Here is a 17,511-nt window from a genome sequence, read left to right on the forward strand (position 1 = left end):
TAAACACAAGCAAAGCGTGTACCGGATCTGAAATGTAGATAAGGACGAATGTATCATAAAAAATGTTATTGTTTCTATAAACAGATTTTTGTAGAGTCATAGAAGGTTAATATCCGGCCGCCCGCAAAACAGGTAGCTTTTTTAAGAAAAGAATTGATAAGCACCCCGAGGGTGAGAAGAGCAGGGTTTGTATTTGAATACAGTGCATGTAATGTATAACAATCATGGCAAAAGCTATTATGAGTACCGTTTGTATTTAACTTTGGGTCATTAGCATCAGGTGATGCTTATTATGAGTGATAACTCGCATATATGGTTAGAAAACGGGGGGGAGATGGGGATACGCCTCCGTAAAAAGAAATGGGATAAGACTCCTCTGGGCCGCACAGAACAATGGCCCTCGTCGTTGCGGGAAGTAGTCACCGTAATAATGGGAACACAATTGCCAGCTATGATTTTCTGGGGAAAAAATCTAAGTCTGGTCTATAATGACGGTTGCATCCCGTTGTTGGGAGGAAGATCTGATCTGCTTGGGCGGCCGTTTCTTAAAAATGGTCCCGATATTAGCGAGAGAGTTGAACCGTATGTAAAAAAAGCTCTTTCGGGAGAATCCTGCCGTATGCATGATGTAGCATTATCATCCGTATCAGATAAGCAACCGGATCAGGTCTGGATTGATCTCTATTTCAGTCCCCTGCGAGACGACAGCACCGAGATTAAAGGGGTCTTATGTTTCTGTGTTAACAAGACTGAGGAGGTAAGGCGCCAACAGGCCCTGAGTAAATCGAAAGAACGTTACCAGTCACTTTTCAACTCGCTGGATGAAGGTTTTTGCGTAATCAAAATACTGTTTGATGAACACAAAAGGCCGGTTGACTATATTTTTTTGGAAACCAATCCAGCTTTTGAGAAACAGTCCGGTATCGAGAACGCAACCGGGAAAAGAAGGCGCGAAATATATCCGGAGCTTGATAAAGACTGGTATGAAATTCTCGGTAATGTTGCCTTAAAGCAGGAGTCGATTCGTTTTCAAAGGACTGCCAAAGCCTCCGATCATTTCTATGATGTATATGCCTTTCCCCTGGATGGGGCAGAAAGTGAAAAAGTAGCTATTCTATTCCGGAATATTTCAAAGCGCAGAGACACTGAACAGGCGCTGCATGAGTCCGAGAAGCACCTGCGGTTAGCTACGAAGGCTGCCGACATGCATTTATGTGAGGTTGACTTAAGTAAAGGGACGCTCAAGTGGACCAATAACATAGAGCATAATGTTGGTTTTCCTATGCCTGAGTCGCTGGCTGAAGCCCGGGATTTATTACATCCCGGGGATGAGGATGAAGTAATGGAGGTATTTGAGCAGGTAATAGCACACCAAAGCGATTTTGAAATTGAATATAGAGTTATTGATCCGACAACGGATAAAGAAATATGGGTATACTCTGCCGGTGCGACTGTAGCTGATGCAAGCGGCGAATACACCCGTATCGTTGGGGTGACAAAGAACATTACAGAGCGAAAAATTGCCGAGCTGCGGGAGCGATTTCTTACCAGGTTGGGTAATAAATTGCAGAAAGTCGGCGACCCGGACAAGATTATGGAAACAACGGTCGAACTGCTTGGCAAGCACCTTAACGTCGATCGTTGTACGTATGCAGAAGTAGAGGCAGATGAAAATCATCTCCTCATCATGGGGAATTACACCCGCAACGGGATGCCGGAAATGGGAAGTGAAGGAGTGATGTCTGCCTTTGGAGAGAAAGCTCTTTATTTGATGCGCAGTAACAGGTCTTTTATTGTTAATAACATAAGAAAGGATGACAGGATTACTTCAGAGGATGAAGTTGCTTACCGGCAGAATCAGATTGAATCGTTGATTGCTGTCCCTTTGCATAAAGACGGAAAATTTGTAGCCAAAGTGGCTGCCCACCAGCGAAATCCAAGAGAATGGATGCCTGGGGAGGTTGAAGTGGTAAAAGCGGTTACCCAGGATTGTTGGGAAGCTGTAGAACGGGCCCGGCTTACTCGTAAACTCCAAAGAATGAATAAAACACTCGAAGAACGGGTAGAAAAACGGACAAAAGCATTAAAAGTCTATCAAAATCAACTGCGTTCACTGGCATCGGAGTTGAATAAAGCTGAAGAACGTGAGCGGCAGCGTTTAGCTTCGGAGTTGCATAATAATCTGGGACAAATGCTTGCTATAGGTAAAATGCGACTTGATACGCTGAGTACCATACATTTGCCCGAAGAAACGATCGATGAGATAACAGGATTGACAGAGCTCCTGAACGATGCCCTTAATTATACGCGTGAATTGATGTCGGACCTAAAACCTCCACCGGCTCTCGATAAAGAGAATTTTAACGAAGTTTTGATCTGGGTAGCCAATAAGATGGAGAAACACGGGCTGGAGGTGAACCTTGAAATAGGAGATGATCCGAGACCACTCAGCGAAGAAGTCCGAACTACCCTTCGCCGCTGTGTACGAGAATTATTTTTTAATGTTATTAAGCATGCCGGTGTAAATGAAGCCCGTGTAATTACATCCTACCATGAGAAGGAGATTCAGGTTACTGTGGAAGATGAAGGCCGGGGATTTCGCATGGAGGAGGAGAATCCAACCCCTACGGAAGAAGGAGGCTTTGGCCTTTTTAATATCCGGGAACGAATGAATTGGCTGGGAGGGAGGCTTAAGATTATCTCCACACCGGGAGAGGGCACGACCGCTACGCTCTATGCTCCTTTAAAAGAAGAATTTAAATTTGCAGCTACAGGTGATAAGGCTAAAGAGGTAAGTACCGGTCCGGCCAAAGCAGGTGCTCAAAAGGAATTATGGAAAAAAATAAAAGTGCTTCTGGTTGATGATCACGAAATGATGCGGAAAGGACTTAGAAAACTGATTGAAGAGCAGAAGGATCTCACCATAGTAGCAGAAGCATCAGGAGGCGGGGAGGCCGTAGCATTAGCAACACAACATGCTCCGGATGTGATCGTCATGGATGTAAACCTCCCCGATATGGATGGTATCGAAGCCACCCAGAAAATTGCTGTTGCAAGTCCGGATATAGCTGTCATTGGATTATCACTTTATGACAATGAAGAGGTGGCGAGGGATATGAAAAATGCCGGAGCCTCTTCGTACCTGACCAAAACAGAGGCTTTTGAGTCTTTATGTGCAACCATACGGAAAGTTGTCTAAGGTAGGGAGAAATAAGAAGGGAAGCGGATAGATATATACTCCTTCAAACATTCAGGCCCATATTCAGGAAAAAGTTTAAGTCGGTAATTATGGTTGCTTGTCATTATAAAGCATTAAAGCTGATCAAATAGTCCTATGTTAAAACTAAAATGAAGTTAGGTGAAGTAGTCACGATGAAATCTGACAGTTTAGTTAGGGTATGAGTATCGAATCGTAACTTATTTCAACATCGTTTTTAACTTATCCATACTCTTGCCAAGGCCTTTTGCCTTTTGTTGAAAATAATCCCAGCTGTCGTCTTTTTGGGATAGTCGCCGGAAAGTATTTTTAATATGATAGGACTGAGAGGTTAAATTGTCCCTGTCGAGTTCTCCCCAGTCCAGCGGTGTGGCCACAGGAGCTCCCTCCAGAGTTCTTAGCGAAAAAGGAGAGATGGAAGTCTGTCCGTACGCATTACGTAAATAATCAACAAATAACCGTCCCTCTCGCTTTTTCTTACGCGTTGCCACGGTAAAAGTGTCAGGTTGTTCCCGAGCCATATATTCGGCCACATCTCTGGCGAATGAGCGAATTTCATCAAATCCTTTTTTCACCCGAAGAGGACAGAGCACATGCAGTCCCTCTGAGCCTGTTGTCATCACAAAAGCGTTTAACCCGAGCTGCTTTTCCAGAAGAGATCGCAGGAATTTTGCTCCTTCGAGAACCAAATCAAAATTACCTTGAGGCGGATCGAGATCAAATACCAGCTTATTCGGCCTATTGAGGTCTGTTGTGGTGCTTAACCAGGGATGAAAGCTGATGGTCCCCTGGTTAACCAAATAGATCAGCGTGGCTTTATTGTTGCAAATGACTTGTTGAATTTCCCCTCCTTCTTTTTTCGTGACTTCTATAGACTCAATCCAGTCGGGAAAATAGTCCGGCGCTTCTTTTTGGTAAAATCCGTCTTCGTTAATACCATCGGGAAAGCGACTGAGGGTAAGAGGGCGGTCTCTCAGAAAGGGCAGAAGGTAATCTGCAATTTTATCGTAGTAATCGATTAAATCGCCTTTGGTTATATTATTTTCAGGAAAGAATACTTTGCCTCGCTTTTTAATATCGATGCTATATGGACCGTATTGCATAACTGTCAGTTTTTTTCTTTTTGTACATCCGTTGGTTCTTTATCCGGGCGCAGCCCCAAAAAGCGGGGATGACGCAACCTATTATCATTAGTCCATTCGGTAAATCCCACCTCGGCTACCAGCTTTGGCGTCACCCAATGGACATCCGTATCTTTTATATCATCCTGTTTATAAGGATTTGTTTTTCGTTCCAGCCTTCATCATCAAAATAATCTTCGGTAAGTGTCGCCAGCATAGGTTTTTTCCATTCGGGGAAAGAAGCAGCACGTATTTTTTCCTGTTGATTATCAGGCAATTTTTCTAAGAGTTTATTCATCTTCTTTATTGTCATTGCGAATTTGCTGCATGGTGCGTCCCGTTTTAACAGACTTATTTTCCGTGCTGGTAGGGTTGCGCCGCGCATCCGCCTTCTCATCATCCATCTTGATTAGCAGCCAGTTGCCGTCCATATTGTTACTGCTGGGTTTGAAGAGGGCATATCCCCCCTTGATTTTTTCTCCCTCCAGCTCAACTCCAATGTTTCCGGTTTTATAACTCTCATTCATGGGTACCGTGTGATCGTCCTCCATATGAATGTTTCGGTAGGTGCCTCTGTCCCATACCATTACCGTGCCGGCACCATACTGACCTTCGGGAATCACTCCTTCAAAATCAGCATAATCCATGGGATGATCTTCGGTGGGAATAGCCAGCCGTTTCTGGGAAGGATCGGTGGAGGGACCCTTGGGAAGGACCCAGGACTTTAAAACCCCTTCAATCTCAAGGCGAAAATCGTAGTGCAAATTGCTGGCATCATGCTTGTGAATCACAAATATCGGTCCGTTACCCGAAGATTTGTCTCTCCCCGGGGAAGAAGGCTCCGGCGTTTCATCCATATTTCTTTTTTCTTCATACGATTGGTCCTTGCTCATGGCGATAACCTTGAATTAAGGTAAAGTTTGAGTTTGCTACCGATTGACATCTTCCATTATAATTGCTAAAAGATGGCTGAAAGCATATAGCTGTTCACATGGTTTAGCTGTGGTGAAATTTGTTACATCAGCTTTTTAGAGGTTATTTTTTTCATATCAAGGGTGATATAATGAGTAATCACTATATTACTCGGATTAGCGAGGGGAAATCAGTCTCTACCAGTCATTTCATTTAAAGAAAGGGCATGCCAAGTAAATTGTCCCCGTAATATATTCAGTATAATAAGTTCTGTATGAAAAAAGTAAAGCCCCGGCATCAGCTGGAACCGATGGAGATACCGGGGCTCCCTCTCTCTTATATCATATGTCGTATCAGATATACGGGAAGGTTTGAGAAAGTGTATGTTCGTTAACGGCGTCATGGATTCCTGTAAACCCCTATGGCTACAGTCTTTTGATGAGCCGTTTTACCTCTTGTTTGGATTTTCCCAGCTTCCGCTGTATTCGGCCGATCAACTTTTCTTCCTCTCCTTGTTCATAGATGAGATCATCATCAGAGAGAGAGGAATACTGTTTTTTAAGTATTTCCTTTTTCTTGGTCCATGGTTTTGGATTCTTTGTTGATCTATTCATGAGTGTCACATTTTATACGTTATTATTTTCCCTGTGGTGATGTCCTGACCCTAAGAGCTCCTGGAGCTGTTTATTATATGTTGCATCAAATTTTTCGAAGCATATTCCGTGTCTCTTCCCGGGAAGTACCCAGTCGCCGGTGAATACGATCAATCAACTCGTCTTCTTCGCCTATCACATAGGTAAGATCGTCGTCCGTTAATTCTTCATACCTGGTTTGGAGTTTCTTTTTCTTTTCTTTCCAGTTTTGGTACAAGTTTAACTTATTCATACTATTTTATTTAGTTTATCAATCTTTTATAATCCAGTAACCAAAAAATGCGCGTATTTTTTTAAAAGCTGAGCAGTCCTGAGGTTGGGATTTCTGGATGTGTGTGTGCTTTTAAATCATACGTAGCGAATTATTTTTTGGGCAATTTCCCTTGGCACGTTCAGTCGCTGCTGAATCCGTCCAACGAGTTCCTCTTCCTCGCCCTCCGCATAGCTTAGGTCATCATCCGTCAAGACCGAAAACTTTTGTTTTAAGCGGTCTCTTTTTTGATGCCAGTTTCCATTGATATTCAGATTGTCTGTGGTCGTTTTGTTGGGTTTCATGGTGTATAGTTTTGGGCTGTTTTCGGTTTATTTTATTTCTTTGAATAATCCGGATTGCTGGCTTTTTCCACCAACACCCGCTGTATTTTTCCTCTTATGCTTTCGATCAATTCCTCTGAGGTCATATCGGGGGCAACCTGGTTATCGCTATTGTTTTTTGCTTTTTTGTCCTTGTCTTTTGCCTGATTATCGTCCATAGGATCTTCCTGATTTTATTTTAGCTATTTGAGTGTGCCTGCGGATTTACGCTTCTTCGGCAATGGTGTTGAGTATTGGTCTGCATTTTTTTCTTCATTCAGAGACTGTGTGAGCCGGTCATCGTGCTTGAGCATTTGTGAGAGTGAAGAGACGTACCATAAGCTGAAGAACAAACAAGCTTTCAAGATCTTTGAGCTGTTCCATAGCAGCTGTAAGAGTTAATTCAAATATTTACGGCATTGCTCTTCGCATTTGCGGCACGCCCGGGCGCACTGCCGGCAATGGTCATGATCATGCTTCTCGCACTCCTCAGCACAATCGGCGCAAATTTGCTCGCAGAGTTCAATAATGGGTTGCATGTAATCGGAATCCCTGACGACCAGGCAGAGCGTCGTTGCACAGATATCAGCGCAGTCCCGGTCTATTCTTATACAATCGACCATTTCAGAGAGATTATCTTCATCCAGACAGGCGTCTGCACAGTTTTCACACGCGGTTATACATTTCTGAAGAGATTCAATAAGTAAATTATTTCTATCATCCATAACAGTTATTTCCGATTAAATAGAGTCTGTATTCTTAACTAATGCTACTTTCTTTCGCCTGTTAAATAGTACTGAAGCTCGATATTGACCTAAATAGAATATCCTGTGATATTCCTGTAATGAGTTTTGCTACAGTGGGTTTTAGAGAATTGCCCGGATATTCTGCAATTGCATTAGATTATAAATGCCGATATTTCAGTGCTTGCCGGAGACTGAGCCGGAGGTTGTACTATGCAACCGTTTTAAAAATAGACACTATGTATGCAAGAACAGTGGCCAGTGGAGAAGGCGGGGTGTCTCTCTGTAGAGACGAGGCAATCTCAATAATTTTCTTTTCTCACCGCCAGCAAGGGAGTCTGTTTAAAGACATCGGCGGACCTCTCTCTATTTTTTAATGATTTAATGAAACATCCTGTTATGCGGGTACTAAAACTTATAGATAGCATATACGCAGTCCGTCTGCCGAAGGTCATTTATAATGTTGCTCTTTTATTTATGAAATAATATGGGGATATTTCTACTCTGTTTTAAATGGATGAGAGAGGTTTTATTATGGAATCTAAACGTAATGAGAGTACTGATGAGCTCTTAACCGTAGGATTAGGTGCTTCTGCCGGAGGATTGGAGGCGCTAAAGCAATTCTTTCAAAGTCTCCCGGGGGAGACCGGGATAGCTTTTATTGTCGTCATGCATCTTTCTCCGGATCGCGAAAGTAATATTGCGGATTTGTTGCAGGCACACACCTCGCTGCATGTCTCAGAAGTAAACAGGCATGAGAAAATAAAGCCGGATCATGTGTATGTTATTTCTCCAGATAAAATACTAACAGTTGAGGAAGGTTACCTCGAATTGTCTGAGCCGGACCGGGAAAGAAAGGGGCATGCGACCGTAGACCTGCTGTTTCGTTCGCTGGCCGGATCAAAAGGAAAAAAATCGGCCGGTATTATCCTGTCCGGGAGCGGATCGGACGGGGCCGTGGGCATCAAGAAAATAAGGGAGCAGGGGGGATTAACGATAGCCCAGAAACCCGGCGAAGCCTCTTTCAGCGCAATGCCGCAGAGCGCAATCGACACGGGCGTGGTTGATTTAGTACTGCCCGTAAAGGAAATTCCAGAAAAGCTGCTGGCTTACAAGGAAAGCTTATCCAGAACTGATTTCCTGCGAAAAGAGGAGCGGAAAGATGGGCTCCAGGTGATTTATAAAAAGCTCAGATCTGCAATCGGTCACGACTTCAGTTATTATAAACAAGCTACTCTCCTGCGCCGTATCGAACGGCGTATGCATCTCACCAACTGTTTTACGTTTGAGGAATATGTTGATTACCTGGATGAACAACCAAAGGAGATAGAAAATCTATTCGGGGATCTGTTAATCAGCGTGACAAGATTTTTCCGGGACGCTGAGGTCTTCGAAAATCTTAAGGAAAATGTGATTCCAGGCCTGTTTGAGGAAAAAGGCCCGGAAGACCAGGTCCGTGTGTGGGTCCCCGGATGCGCAACGGGTGAGGAAGCCTACTCGATAGCTATTTTGTTGCAGGAATATGTGCGGCAGAGCGAGCATGCCCCGGAAATTCGGATTTTTGCCTCAGATATTAACAGGGACGCCTTGATGTATGGCCGCGGGGGCGTATATCCGGAATCCATCGAGGTCGATGTACCGGACTCACTGCTCGATCGCTATTTTGTAAAAACAGAACACAAATATCAGCTGCGACCAGTGATTACTGACATGGTTCTGTTCGCACACCAGGATTTGCTTACCGATCCACCATTTTCAAACCTCGACCTGTTGGCCTGCCGCAACTTGTTAATTTATCTCAAGCGAGAAATTCAGACGGAGGTATTCAACCTGTTTAATTATGTATTGCGTCCCGGCGGTGTTCTTTTTTTAGGGCAGTCTGACTCCGATCTCAAAGCTGCGGGACTGTTTGACGTGGTAGATAAAAAGCATAGGATATACCGGAAACCCGTGTCCCCGGACTCGCAGGCAAATGTACCGAAGTTGCCTTTAAAGTACCAAAAGAACCGTCACAGAGTGCAGCGATCCCGAAGTAAATTTCCGCAGAAAAAAAAGAGCATCAAAGAATTTCATCAGAATTTGCTGATGCGGTTGTATGCTCCCCAGAGTGTGATTGTCAATGATGTATATGAGGTAATTCATGCCACCGAGGGGATCCAGAAGTACCTTGAGTATGGAGGCGGGGAACCGAGTGCAAATATCCTGGATATGATTATCCCCGAATTGCGGGAAGTGGTAAGAGCTCTTTTATACGAATTAGAACACGGCAATAACGCTACCAAGCGAAAAACAACCGCTTTTGGGCCGGAAGAGGAACGCAGGAGCATTGAGATAATAGTACACCGTTTCGACAGCTCTGAATTTCCGGATCGTTTTATACATGTTGTCTTTAAAGAATTAAAACCTGCCGAAGATCTTAACACTGACAGCGATGTTGTTGACTCCCCGGAAATAGCAGAAGAGGAAGTTGAAGTCATAGAGCGATTGGAAAAGGAGTTGCGAGACAATAGAGAGCGGCTTCACCGGACAGTGGAAGAATATGAAACCGCCAACGAAGAACTGAGGTCATCGAACGAAGAGTTACAGTCAATGAACGAAGAGCTTCACTCTGCCACTGAGGAACTGGAGACGAGCCAGAATGAACTTAAATCTGTGAACCGTGAGCTGGAAAGCAAGGTCGAAAAACTAAGACAGGCCAATAATGATCTGAAAAACCTGATGAAAGTTGCAGAAGTGGTAATCCTTTTTGTGGACGATGAGTTTCGGGTTCAACGGTTTACGGAAAGCGCATTCGATGTTTTCAATCTAATACCCAGCGATACAGGCCGTCCAATCAAACACGTAACTCACCAGCTCAATTATAATAAGCTTGGGGAAGATCTGGAATACGTGTACAACACCAGGGAAGAGATAGAAAAACTGGTGACCAGCGTCAATAACCACACCTATATGATGCGTCTGTGTCCCTATCGTTCTGTCGAAAATAAAGTTGAAGGCGTGGCGCTTTCCTTTATGGATGTCACCAAGCTCAAAGAGGCTGAGGAAAAATTACAGCAACAGAAGCTCCAGGAATCACTTGCGCGGATGGGGACGTATGCGCTGGGGGTAGACGATCTGGAGTCTATTATAGATCGGGCTCTCCAACAGATCTGTTTGGCGTTAGATGCAGATTATGCGTTGCTGCTTACCTGGCACCCGGATGAGAACACCCTGAAGCTGACTCAGGCTACCGGCTATGAACCGGGTGAGGAGGGCATTACAGAAATGGAAGCCGATCCGAAATGGGATGCGGGGTATGCCTTTCAAAAGGAGAGCCCGACAGTGATTTCCGACTACCAAAATGAACAGCGCGTTAGATTAATCCCCCTGCTCGCCCATCTGGATATTCAGAGCGGTTTGGCTGTCAGGGTGACCGAATCCGATGAAGTTTGCGGAGTATTGGGCATTTACTTCAAAAACAAGCGCACCTTCTCGAGGGATGAGCTTAATTTTGTACAGATTGCCTCGAATATCATTGGCATGTCCAGCGAACGATCAAAGAATAAACAATCGCTGGAAGAAGCAAATAAACGTCTCAAAGAGGAAGTACAGCGTTGTAATGAGTATCAAAAAGAAATACTGCAAACCAATATCGCGGAGCGCTGGAACCTGGGAGGCTATCTGCATGACAACCTGGCTCAGACTCTGGCATCAATTAAAATTACCGCCAGCAGAATCGGAGCCGAAATAGCGGATAGTGATCTCAACTTGTCCGCAGAGATAGATTCCATATTGGAAAATATCGACGAAGGTATCGGCAGCATCAGGAATCTGACCCATGAAATCATCCCCATTGATATAGAGGAAGGCGGAGTAAAGCGGGCCCTCAGGCTGCTGGTTCGGCAGCTCAGGAAAACGCATGGCGTGAGCTGCAGTCTGGAAACCGGGGATATTATCGAGAGTATAAATGATAAAAAAGTGGCAACAAATCTTTATCATATTATCCAGGAAGCGGTAAAAAATGCAGCTATCCATGGTGAGGCAGACAACGTGGAGATAAAGGTTTTAAGGGAGAAGGACCAGTTGAAACTGCAAATTACGGATGACGGCATCGGCTTATCAAAAGCAAAAAGCGATGGTGACGGTGGGAGCGGCACTAATATCATGCGGCACCGGATTGAAATAATAGGGGGTTCGTTTAACAGGGAAGAGATTGCCGAGGCGGATCACTCAGGTACCCGTGTACTCTGTAAACTGCCTTTAGAGTGTTTGAATGAGACCGATAATGAGCGCTGATAGGAATATATACGTTATCTGCGTTGCTGGAGCTTTTCAAGCAATTCTTTTCTGTCCAATTTTTCGTAATTGTCTTTTTCTTCCTGCCTTTTTGCTGTAAATCCTGAAGCGGCCATTCCTCCAGCTTAAGCTTTGTGGGGGCGCTATTTTCTTCCTTCTCTTTTTCTCTGAACCCGTCATTTATGAATTCTTCCTACGCTTCCTCGTCTTTCGCTGTTCTTCGGTTATCTTGCATAACACTTACATATGAATGCTTAAAGTCTTTTGAGCTGTTTAATTACTATATGTACTTTGCCGTCAGATTTCATACCGGCCTGTTTCTGCCTTCATACCGTTGACGAGCCAAACACGCTAACAATAGCATCGTTTGTACATCAGGCCGTTTGCTGGCCTATGAGGAACAGCAGGTTTTGCTATTAAGTGGGAATGGCAAGAAAACATGAGCTATTTATGAATAAAAAACCCTCAACTATCATTGAACTGTTAGATCAAATTGAGAAAGCGGCGAAGAACGACAAAGAGCAAGTTTCACTGAATGAAATTCTGGATACCGTGGGGCACCGTTCATTCGGTCCCTTATTGCTGTTAGCCGGCCTGGTTACGCTCGCCCCCATTATAGGGGATATACCGGGAGTCCCTGCCATTATGGGTGTATTTGTATTGCTGGCAGCGGGACAGTTACTGTTGCGGGAGCAACATATTTGGCTACCGCGGTGGCTGCTTGAGCAATCTATACATAAAGATAAAATATTCAGGGGTATTCAATGGATGCGCAAACCCGCCCGGTTTCTGGATCGCTGGTTACGCACCCGCCTCACATTATTTATACAGGGGACCGCAGTCTACATAATTGCGGTGGTATGTATCTGTATTGCTGCTGTTATGCCCGCCATGGAAGTCATACCCTTCAGTGCCAATGTTGCCGGCGCGGCTCTCACCGCTTTTGGATTGTCACTGATAACGAAAGACGGACTTATGGCACTGATCGCCTTTATATTTTCGGCAGGTACTTTTGGTTTGGCCCTATATCATTTCATTTGATTTTAAAGAATGTGACCGGATCCAGCTGTTGTACTCTCTCGCTTTGCAATGCCTGGTGGATATAGGAATCCGTATACTCGGAGCTTAACCCCTAAAACTGTCCCTCTATATGGATACTGTCGCCCTCTAAGGTTAAGGTAACGGAACCGTTACCCTCCGTATCCTCTTTCGCCTGGTTGGATGCTTGAAGAGCAGCCTCAAAGATCGGGCTTTCTCGATAGGTGGTGTCTTTACGTTCTTCAATCAATTCCCGTTGCTGCTCCTGTTGCTGTTGCAGTCTTTCGCGTTCTGCTTTGTTAGCGCCATTATTTTGACATACCGCTGCCAGGTAAATACTGATAAAAAGTATGATACCAGGTATTCTGAAGCGCTTTATATAATTTTTCTTTTTCATGTTCCTTTTCATGCTGAGTTAAACTTTAAAATTACTTATGATATACTCTCAATAATTTAAATAAGTCATTGTTGTAAAAAGAGTTACAGTTTTTTTGAAAAAATACTTAAAACAAGTTTGGTTCCGAAGGAGTCACATTAGCTACATCTATTATATTTATAGTTTCCATAAATAATGAATCTATTGGAATAGTGGCTTTTTGGATCTTCTTGTGGCTGGTTTTGCTATATTTGAGAAAAAGGAGGGTATAATAAATATGGGTATAAAGATGTGATTGAAAACGCATCCGGGGGATGAGCGACTTTTTTGCCGGGCCCGGGGATTGTTGAGTATGGGTATATAGATTATAGATGGTAACGGGTGTTGATCATTCTCGCCTTTACTATTAAAAGCAAAATTTTACTACAGCAAATGAGCCAAAATTGCTACAAATGAGTAAGTCTTCAGGATTTATTTTCATGATTTCATGCTTCTACTTGTTGAGAATATATGAGTATATAGAGGTTAACAGAGTCAAGAGGAACGGCCAATGGCAATAGGAAAAGACAAAGAAAAGAAATCCCGGTTGGATACCTGGTCGATGGGTATTGAAGAGGTAAAAGTAGATTTAAAACGAGCCTTGTTCGGCGGTGGAATTTCGGTTGTCATTATTCTGGCGGGAAGCTGGCTGGTGGGAGAGGCGAGTGGATCAGAGGCATATCAGCTATTCAAATCCACTCTTCCCGCCACCCGTTCTTTTTTCGGCACGTTATTGCTTGGGCTTGGAAACATCCTTGCATTGATGCTTACATTGCTTAGTCTCAGTAAAAGCCTGGAGATAAACATCAAATGGACACATTACCAACGGGTCAAGCAAATTGCCCTGACGGCTACCGTTACTCTTGTAACCACTACCGTACTGTACCTTTTATTGAATATTCCCCTTTTCGAATCCGATTCCGCTTCCATTCGGTGGTTCACCTACATTTATTATATAACGCTGATCACTTCTTCGATTGTCGGGGGTGCTTTTATAACGATCATACTGCTCCTGTATAATACCGTCAGAGACATGATTGGGATCCTGCACCCGGATCGTTCCCATCAATTGCACCACACGGAAGAAGAATGAAATATCATTACCTTTCCAAACACCGCCGGCTATTTGATGCACTTTTACGAAACGCAGTCGCACCTGCTTGAATGTACTCCAAACTTGATAGCAGACGAGGAATCTGCGCTACAATTTGCAGAGGACGAAAAATCATCTGATTAACAGACAATTCTAATTATTTACTTTGATATTATGGATTACAGCTGGATTAATACTACCTGGACCGCGGTGCTGATGGCTTCACTCTCCGCCATTGGAATCTATGTTTCGCTTATACTTTTTACCCGGATAGGGGGACTCCGTTCATTTTCGAAGATGTCGAGTTTTGACTTTGCTATTACGGTAGCTATTGGTTCCGTGATCGCCAGCACTATTTTATCCGACAGCCCACCGCTGTTTCTGGCGATTGCTGCCCTTGCTTCCTTGTATATTTTACAAATAGTGGTTGCCGGTTTACGGGGACGTTCTTCACTGGTGGATAAAATCGTGAATAATGAACCGCTGCTTCTCATGAGAGGAGCAAAAATCCTGGAAGAAAACTTAAAGGAAGCGAAAGTTACCCATGCCGACCTGCGTGCCAAGTTACGGGAGGCAAATGCCACACAACTCAGCCAGATCAAAGCCGTTGTGATGGAATCTACCGGTGATATAGCGGTGCTTCACCATGAAGACCCCGACCATGAGGTGGATGATATATTATTACGGGAAGTACGGGGATGGGACGAAAATTGATTACCTTGTCGATTAGTGTGTTTCCGCTGGAGAAATATACTCAACATGACTAAAAAGCGGAGAATATCTTGAGACCTGTTTACAGGAAACTTTTGCTGCTTACGGGACTATAAATAAAACCCCTCGTCTGGATATCTGCACAGGGAGAGGGGGGCGTCCGGATAGCAAATTCAAATTAAGGTTCCATTATGAGTACTCTTATAACATCAGATAATTGGGATGAAATAAAGAACAAACTTATTGAAAATCATTCTATATTAACGGATAAGAACCTTACCTATGAAGAAGGTAAAGAAGAAAAACTGCTTGCCACACTCCAGCGAAAACTGGGAAAATCAAAAAAGGAAGTATCAGCGATGATCCGTGGCTACACTAAACATTAAAATAAAGGATAATAAATACACGATCGCTGAAATTATTTTACTGATATCTATTGTTTAGGTTAAGTAGGTATTTAACTTGTTATTATCATCAATCAAATCCTTAATATTATGGGAACAGACAATAAAGAAAAAGTGATTTTAGCTACGCTAACGGGAGTCGCGAGTGGTGTCATATTAGGACTGCTTTTTGCACCTGAGAAAGGGGAGGAGACGAGGAAGAAGATCGCTGAAAAGCGTGAGGAATATCTTAAGGATATAAAAAATGAGATAGAAGAACTGCGCCAAAGTCTTAATAAGGGACTTGAAGCCGGAAAAGAAGAAGTAAGTGAAATCGGACAGGAGGTTAAAAAGAAAAGAGATGATATACTCGGAAAGGCAAAGAAGTTTACTTCTTATGACGAGTGGACGAAAGATGAACTCTATGAAAAAGCAAAAAGACTTGAAATTGACGGGTATTCAACAATGAATAAAAGCGAGCTGATAGAAGCGCTGCGAAATCATTGATTTCCTGTCAGCCCACAGGGGTATGCGACTATTAATCCCTCAGGATTTCTGTAATCCCGGGGGATTTCTATTTTAAAGCTTGTTTATTTGATACGGGGTGTGTATTATAATACACACGAAACATTCACTAACAGCCAGCTTTTGCTTACAAAATCTTTTTGGGATAGAATAGGGGTGGGCCTTTCCGGCCTGTGTGCCATCCACTGTTTGCTGGTACCCATTTTTGTATCCCTGTTACCGCTTTACCCGGTAGCCGAGTACATTCATGAGTGGACGCACCCCGTTTTACTTATGCTGATCATTCCCGCTGTATATTTTTCAATCAGACCTGGATATGAATATAACTTTATAACTGCCTTGCTTTTATCCGGATTATCTATACTTTTTCTTACATGGGGATTGCATGATTGGTTGAGTCAAAAAGAAGAAACCTGGGTTACGTTTTTGGGAAGTATGTTGCTTATAGGTGGACACTGGTTGAATTATAAAAGTCACTCCGCAAGAGCCTGCTCGGTAGCTGAAGAGTACTGATTAAATTATTTTCGGAGGACTTTAAAAGATCCTTATCCAGTAAAAAAGTTATGTCTGACAAGTCGATTGTTTACACCAGCCTTTTTCTGTTTTGCCTACTTACTTTTTTGGCCATTCTTCAATCCAACTGGAAAATTATAGGCATATCCTGGATCGCATTCGGCGCAATGGCGCTGGCCATACCGATGGGGATCCAGGCTGCCGGGCAGCGCAAACTGAATTACCTTATTGCCGGCTATGGACTGGCAAGCGGGGCCATGATAACCAGTGCCGCTATATTCTTGGTTCCCACTGCTATCAATCATCACCCTGTTTATGGCGGGTTGGGAATTGCAGCGGGTATTATAGCCGGCTTCGCTATTCACACCCTCAATCATGGACTCACGCACACCAGGACTTCGATTGATCCGGTAGTACTGGAGTTGACGTCGCATGCCCTGTCAGCGGGACTGATTATCGGGATGGTTTATGCTGCTATGCCGGAACTCGGAGTGCTGCTTGGTATTGCTATTGTCTCTCATAAGGGTCCTGCCGGCTACGCCGCATCCCGGAGACTTACCATACAGGGGAAATCGGCCCTGCCGGTATTGTTACCTGCAGCAGCAATCGGACTTACGGCACTGCCGGTGAGCCTGTTAAATCTTCCGGGGCATCATATTATAAATGCACTTATTTTTGGATTTGCCACCGGGGTTTTTTTCCATGTGGCTATTGATTTTCTACCCGAATGCGAGGTAGGAGGGAAGATTCACCAGGAGACAGACCTGGAACATGATGAGCACCATAAACTGGACCAATACCGTCGCCGGGCGGTTCTCTATACTTTTTTGGGGGGACTGATTGTTTTTTTGGCATGGTATGCAGCCTATTAAATAACAAAATTCTGGTTGGCGATTAATCCGGATTTCACATTACTCAAACGTACTGCAATGAAACGCCTGAATTTTACATTGGACAACGAAACGGTGGAACTGCTTGGGGAACTCTCCGAGAAATATTACAGAGGCAATAAATCGCAGACTGTGCGTGCGGCCCTTGAAAGTCTGGCCGTTCATGCCGGACACGAAGGCTGGGTGATTACCGGCTATACCCCCAAGGAGCTGGACGATAATATTAGTTGTCATACTTGTGGTGAAGCGCATGAAAAGGGGGAAGTACTCTACCGGCCGGTTTTTGAAAGGGGAAGCAGCCCTGCTGCACTATCCAGTATTCCCGCCGAAAGCTGGCTCGACTGCCCGAGGTGTGCAGAAGAGAAATTCAGTTAAAGGCATTTAGCTATTAGAAGCCTATGAAAAACCGGGAATTTTGCTCAAGATCAAAGTCAGAGAAAGGTTGGAAT

General features: G+C 43.9%; 19 protein-coding genes and 1 pseudogene. 10 read left to right on the plus strand and 10 right to left on the minus strand.

The window, feature by feature from the left end; genetic code table 11:
- Positions 1–292 precede the first annotated feature (292 nt).
- The gene (locus BUB16_RS09665; RefSeq protein ID WP_170864348.1) at positions 293–3,199 is read left to right on the plus strand and encodes a response regulator; all 2,907 of its coding nucleotides are present in this window, start codon (positions 293–295) and stop codon (positions 3,197–3,199) included.
- A 218-nt stretch (positions 3,200–3,417) separates the two neighbouring features.
- On the opposite strand, the gene ligD is transcribed toward BUB16_RS09665, so the two are convergent.
- The 9 genes and pseudogenes from ligD to BUB16_RS09700 all read right to left on the minus strand — a co-directional run bounded on the left by ligD (position 3,418) and on the right by BUB16_RS09700 (position 7,201).
- Positions 3,418–4,320, minus strand: a complete 903-nt coding sequence (ligD, locus tag BUB16_RS09670) for a non-homologous end-joining DNA ligase (RefSeq protein ID WP_073063003.1) — start codon at positions 4,318–4,320, stop codon at positions 3,418–3,420.
- A gap of 5 nt (positions 4,321–4,325) precedes the next feature.
- Positions 4,326–4,463, minus strand: a pseudogene (locus BUB16_RS09675) (ATP dependent DNA ligase); the annotation flags it as partial.
- Between the two features lie 11 nt (positions 4,464–4,474).
- Entirely contained in the window at positions 4,475–4,636 is a 162-nt protein-coding gene (locus BUB16_RS21485) for a hypothetical protein (protein ID WP_170864349.1), read from the minus strand.
- Positions 4,629–5,231: a DNA polymerase ligase N-terminal domain-containing protein gene (locus BUB16_RS09680; RefSeq protein WP_073063006.1), complete on the minus strand. Its 603-nt coding sequence runs from the start codon at positions 5,229–5,231 to the stop codon at positions 4,629–4,631. Before BUB16_RS09680 ends, BUB16_RS21485 begins: the two co-directional genes overlap by 8 nt.
- A 444-nt stretch (positions 5,232–5,675) precedes the next feature.
- The gene (locus BUB16_RS09685; RefSeq protein ID WP_073063009.1) at positions 5,676–5,864 is read right to left on the minus strand and encodes a CsbD family protein; all 189 of its coding nucleotides are present in this window, start codon (positions 5,862–5,864) and stop codon (positions 5,676–5,678) included.
- 85 nt (positions 5,865–5,949) lie between these two features.
- Entirely contained in the window at positions 5,950–6,135 is a 186-nt protein-coding gene (locus BUB16_RS09690; protein ID WP_073063012.1) for a CsbD family protein, read from the minus strand.
- 116 nt (positions 6,136–6,251) lie between these two features.
- On the minus strand, positions 6,252–6,458 hold the full coding sequence (locus tag BUB16_RS09695; protein WP_073063015.1) for a CsbD family protein: 207 nt from the start codon (positions 6,456–6,458) through the stop codon (positions 6,252–6,254).
- A gap of 32 nt (positions 6,459–6,490) precedes the next feature.
- On the minus strand, positions 6,491–6,655 hold the full coding sequence (locus tag BUB16_RS21490; protein WP_170864350.1) for a hypothetical protein: 165 nt from the start codon (positions 6,653–6,655) through the stop codon (positions 6,491–6,493).
- A 219-nt stretch (positions 6,656–6,874) separates the two neighbouring features.
- Positions 6,875–7,201 carry a four-helix bundle copper-binding protein gene (locus tag BUB16_RS09700; RefSeq protein WP_073063018.1) on the minus strand — a complete coding sequence of 109 codons (327 nt, stop codon included), beginning with the start codon at positions 7,199–7,201 and terminating at the stop codon, positions 6,875–6,877.
- A gap of 552 nt (positions 7,202–7,753) precedes the next feature.
- On the opposite strand from BUB16_RS09700, the gene BUB16_RS09705 reads away from it, so the two are divergent.
- Both BUB16_RS09705 and BUB16_RS09710 read left to right on the plus strand, forming a co-directional pair.
- Positions 7,754–11,494 carry a chemotaxis protein CheB gene (locus tag BUB16_RS09705; RefSeq protein ID WP_170864351.1) on the plus strand — a complete coding sequence of 1,247 codons (3,741 nt, stop codon included), beginning with the start codon at positions 7,754–7,756 and terminating at the stop codon, positions 11,492–11,494.
- A 450-nt stretch (positions 11,495–11,944) separates the two neighbouring features.
- Entirely contained in the window at positions 11,945–12,535 is a 591-nt protein-coding gene (locus BUB16_RS09710) for an exopolysaccharide biosynthesis protein (protein WP_073063024.1), read from the plus strand.
- Between the two features lie 91 nt (positions 12,536–12,626).
- Here the strand turns inward: BUB16_RS09710 and BUB16_RS09715 are convergent, their stop codons facing one another.
- Positions 12,627–12,929 carry a hypothetical protein gene (locus BUB16_RS09715; RefSeq protein ID WP_073063027.1) on the minus strand — a complete coding sequence of 101 codons (303 nt, stop codon included), beginning with the start codon at positions 12,927–12,929 and terminating at the stop codon, positions 12,627–12,629.
- 529 nt (positions 12,930–13,458) lie between these two features.
- Here BUB16_RS09715 and BUB16_RS09720 point away from each other — a divergent pair.
- The 7 genes from BUB16_RS09720 to BUB16_RS09750 all read left to right on the plus strand — a co-directional run bounded on the left by BUB16_RS09720 (position 13,459) and on the right by BUB16_RS09750 (position 17,437).
- The gene (locus tag BUB16_RS09720) at positions 13,459–14,040 is read left to right on the plus strand and encodes a hypothetical protein (RefSeq protein WP_084088175.1); all 582 of its coding nucleotides are present in this window, start codon (positions 13,459–13,461) and stop codon (positions 14,038–14,040) included.
- 174 nt (positions 14,041–14,214) lie between these two features.
- Positions 14,215–14,754 carry a DUF421 domain-containing protein gene (locus BUB16_RS09725; protein WP_073063031.1) on the plus strand — a complete coding sequence of 180 codons (540 nt, stop codon included), beginning with the start codon at positions 14,215–14,217 and terminating at the stop codon, positions 14,752–14,754.
- 188 nt (positions 14,755–14,942) lie between these two features.
- A complete protein-coding gene (locus tag BUB16_RS09730) occupies positions 14,943–15,137 on the plus strand; it encodes a CsbD family protein (RefSeq protein ID WP_073063034.1) in 195 nt (64 codons plus the stop codon).
- A gap of 108 nt (positions 15,138–15,245) precedes the next feature.
- Entirely contained in the window at positions 15,246–15,641 is a 396-nt protein-coding gene (locus tag BUB16_RS21780; RefSeq protein ID WP_073063036.1) for a YtxH domain-containing protein, read from the plus strand.
- Between the two features lie 174 nt (positions 15,642–15,815).
- The gene (locus tag BUB16_RS22195) at positions 15,816–16,172 is read left to right on the plus strand and encodes a MerC domain-containing protein (RefSeq protein ID WP_350354137.1); all 357 of its coding nucleotides are present in this window, start codon (positions 15,816–15,818) and stop codon (positions 16,170–16,172) included.
- Between the two features lie 50 nt (positions 16,173–16,222).
- Entirely contained in the window at positions 16,223–17,044 is an 822-nt protein-coding gene (locus BUB16_RS09745; protein ID WP_073063041.1) for a ZIP family metal transporter, read from the plus strand.
- A 57-nt stretch (positions 17,045–17,101) separates the two neighbouring features.
- Positions 17,102–17,437, plus strand: a complete 336-nt coding sequence (locus BUB16_RS09750) for a ribbon-helix-helix domain-containing protein (protein WP_073063044.1) — start codon at positions 17,102–17,104, stop codon at positions 17,435–17,437.
- Positions 17,438–17,511: the final 74 nt, after the last annotated feature.

The sequence above is a fragment of the Fodinibius roseus genome (assembly GCF_900129315.1).
GTDB classification, from domain to species: Bacteria; Bacteroidota; Rhodothermia; order Balneolales; family Balneolaceae; genus Fodinibius; species Fodinibius roseus.

Excerpts from the sequence above, each read along its gene's own strand:
- ligD (WP_073063003.1), bottom strand. The coding sequence starts at position 4,320 with ATGCAATACGGTCCATATAGCATCGATATTAAAAAGCGAGGCAAAGTA.
- BUB16_RS09710 (WP_073063024.1), top strand. The coding sequence starts at position 11,945 with ATGAATAAAAAACCCTCAACTATCATTGAACTGTTAGATCAAATTGAG.
- BUB16_RS09690 (WP_073063012.1), bottom strand. The coding sequence starts at position 6,135 with ATGAATAAGTTAAACTTGTACCAAAACTGGAAAGAAAAGAAAAAGAAA.
- BUB16_RS09720 (WP_084088175.1), top strand. The coding sequence starts at position 13,459 with ATGGCAATAGGAAAAGACAAAGAAAAGAAATCCCGGTTGGATACCTGG.
- BUB16_RS21490 (WP_170864350.1), bottom strand. The coding sequence starts at position 6,655 with ATGGACGATAATCAGGCAAAAGACAAGGACAAAAAAGCAAAAAACAAT.
- BUB16_RS09750 (WP_073063044.1), top strand. The coding sequence starts at position 17,102 with ATGAAACGCCTGAATTTTACATTGGACAACGAAACGGTGGAACTGCTT.
- BUB16_RS09705 (WP_170864351.1), top strand. The coding sequence starts at position 7,754 with ATGGAATCTAAACGTAATGAGAGTACTGATGAGCTCTTAACCGTAGGA.
- BUB16_RS09680 (WP_073063006.1), bottom strand. The coding sequence starts at position 5,231 with ATGAGCAAGGACCAATCGTATGAAGAAAAAAGAAATATGGATGAAACG.
- BUB16_RS09695 (WP_073063015.1), bottom strand. The coding sequence starts at position 6,458 with ATGAAACCCAACAAAACGACCACAGACAATCTGAATATCAATGGAAAC.
- BUB16_RS09730 (WP_073063034.1), top strand. The coding sequence starts at position 14,943 with ATGAGTACTCTTATAACATCAGATAATTGGGATGAAATAAAGAACAAA.
- BUB16_RS09725 (WP_073063031.1), top strand. The coding sequence starts at position 14,215 with ATGGATTACAGCTGGATTAATACTACCTGGACCGCGGTGCTGATGGCT.
- BUB16_RS21780 (WP_073063036.1), top strand. The coding sequence starts at position 15,246 with ATGGGAACAGACAATAAAGAAAAAGTGATTTTAGCTACGCTAACGGGA.
- BUB16_RS21485 (WP_170864349.1), bottom strand. The coding sequence starts at position 4,636 with ATGAATAAACTCTTAGAAAAATTGCCTGATAATCAACAGGAAAAAATA.
- BUB16_RS09665 (WP_170864348.1), top strand. The coding sequence starts at position 293 with ATGAGTGATAACTCGCATATATGGTTAGAAAACGGGGGGGAGATGGGG.
- BUB16_RS09745 (WP_073063041.1), top strand. The coding sequence starts at position 16,223 with ATGTCTGACAAGTCGATTGTTTACACCAGCCTTTTTCTGTTTTGCCTA.
- BUB16_RS09700 (WP_073063018.1), bottom strand. The coding sequence starts at position 7,201 with ATGGATGATAGAAATAATTTACTTATTGAATCTCTTCAGAAATGTATA.
- BUB16_RS09715 (WP_073063027.1), bottom strand. The coding sequence starts at position 12,929 with ATGAAAAAGAAAAATTATATAAAGCGCTTCAGAATACCTGGTATCATA.
- BUB16_RS09685 (WP_073063009.1), bottom strand. The coding sequence starts at position 5,864 with ATGAATAGATCAACAAAGAATCCAAAACCATGGACCAAGAAAAAGGAA.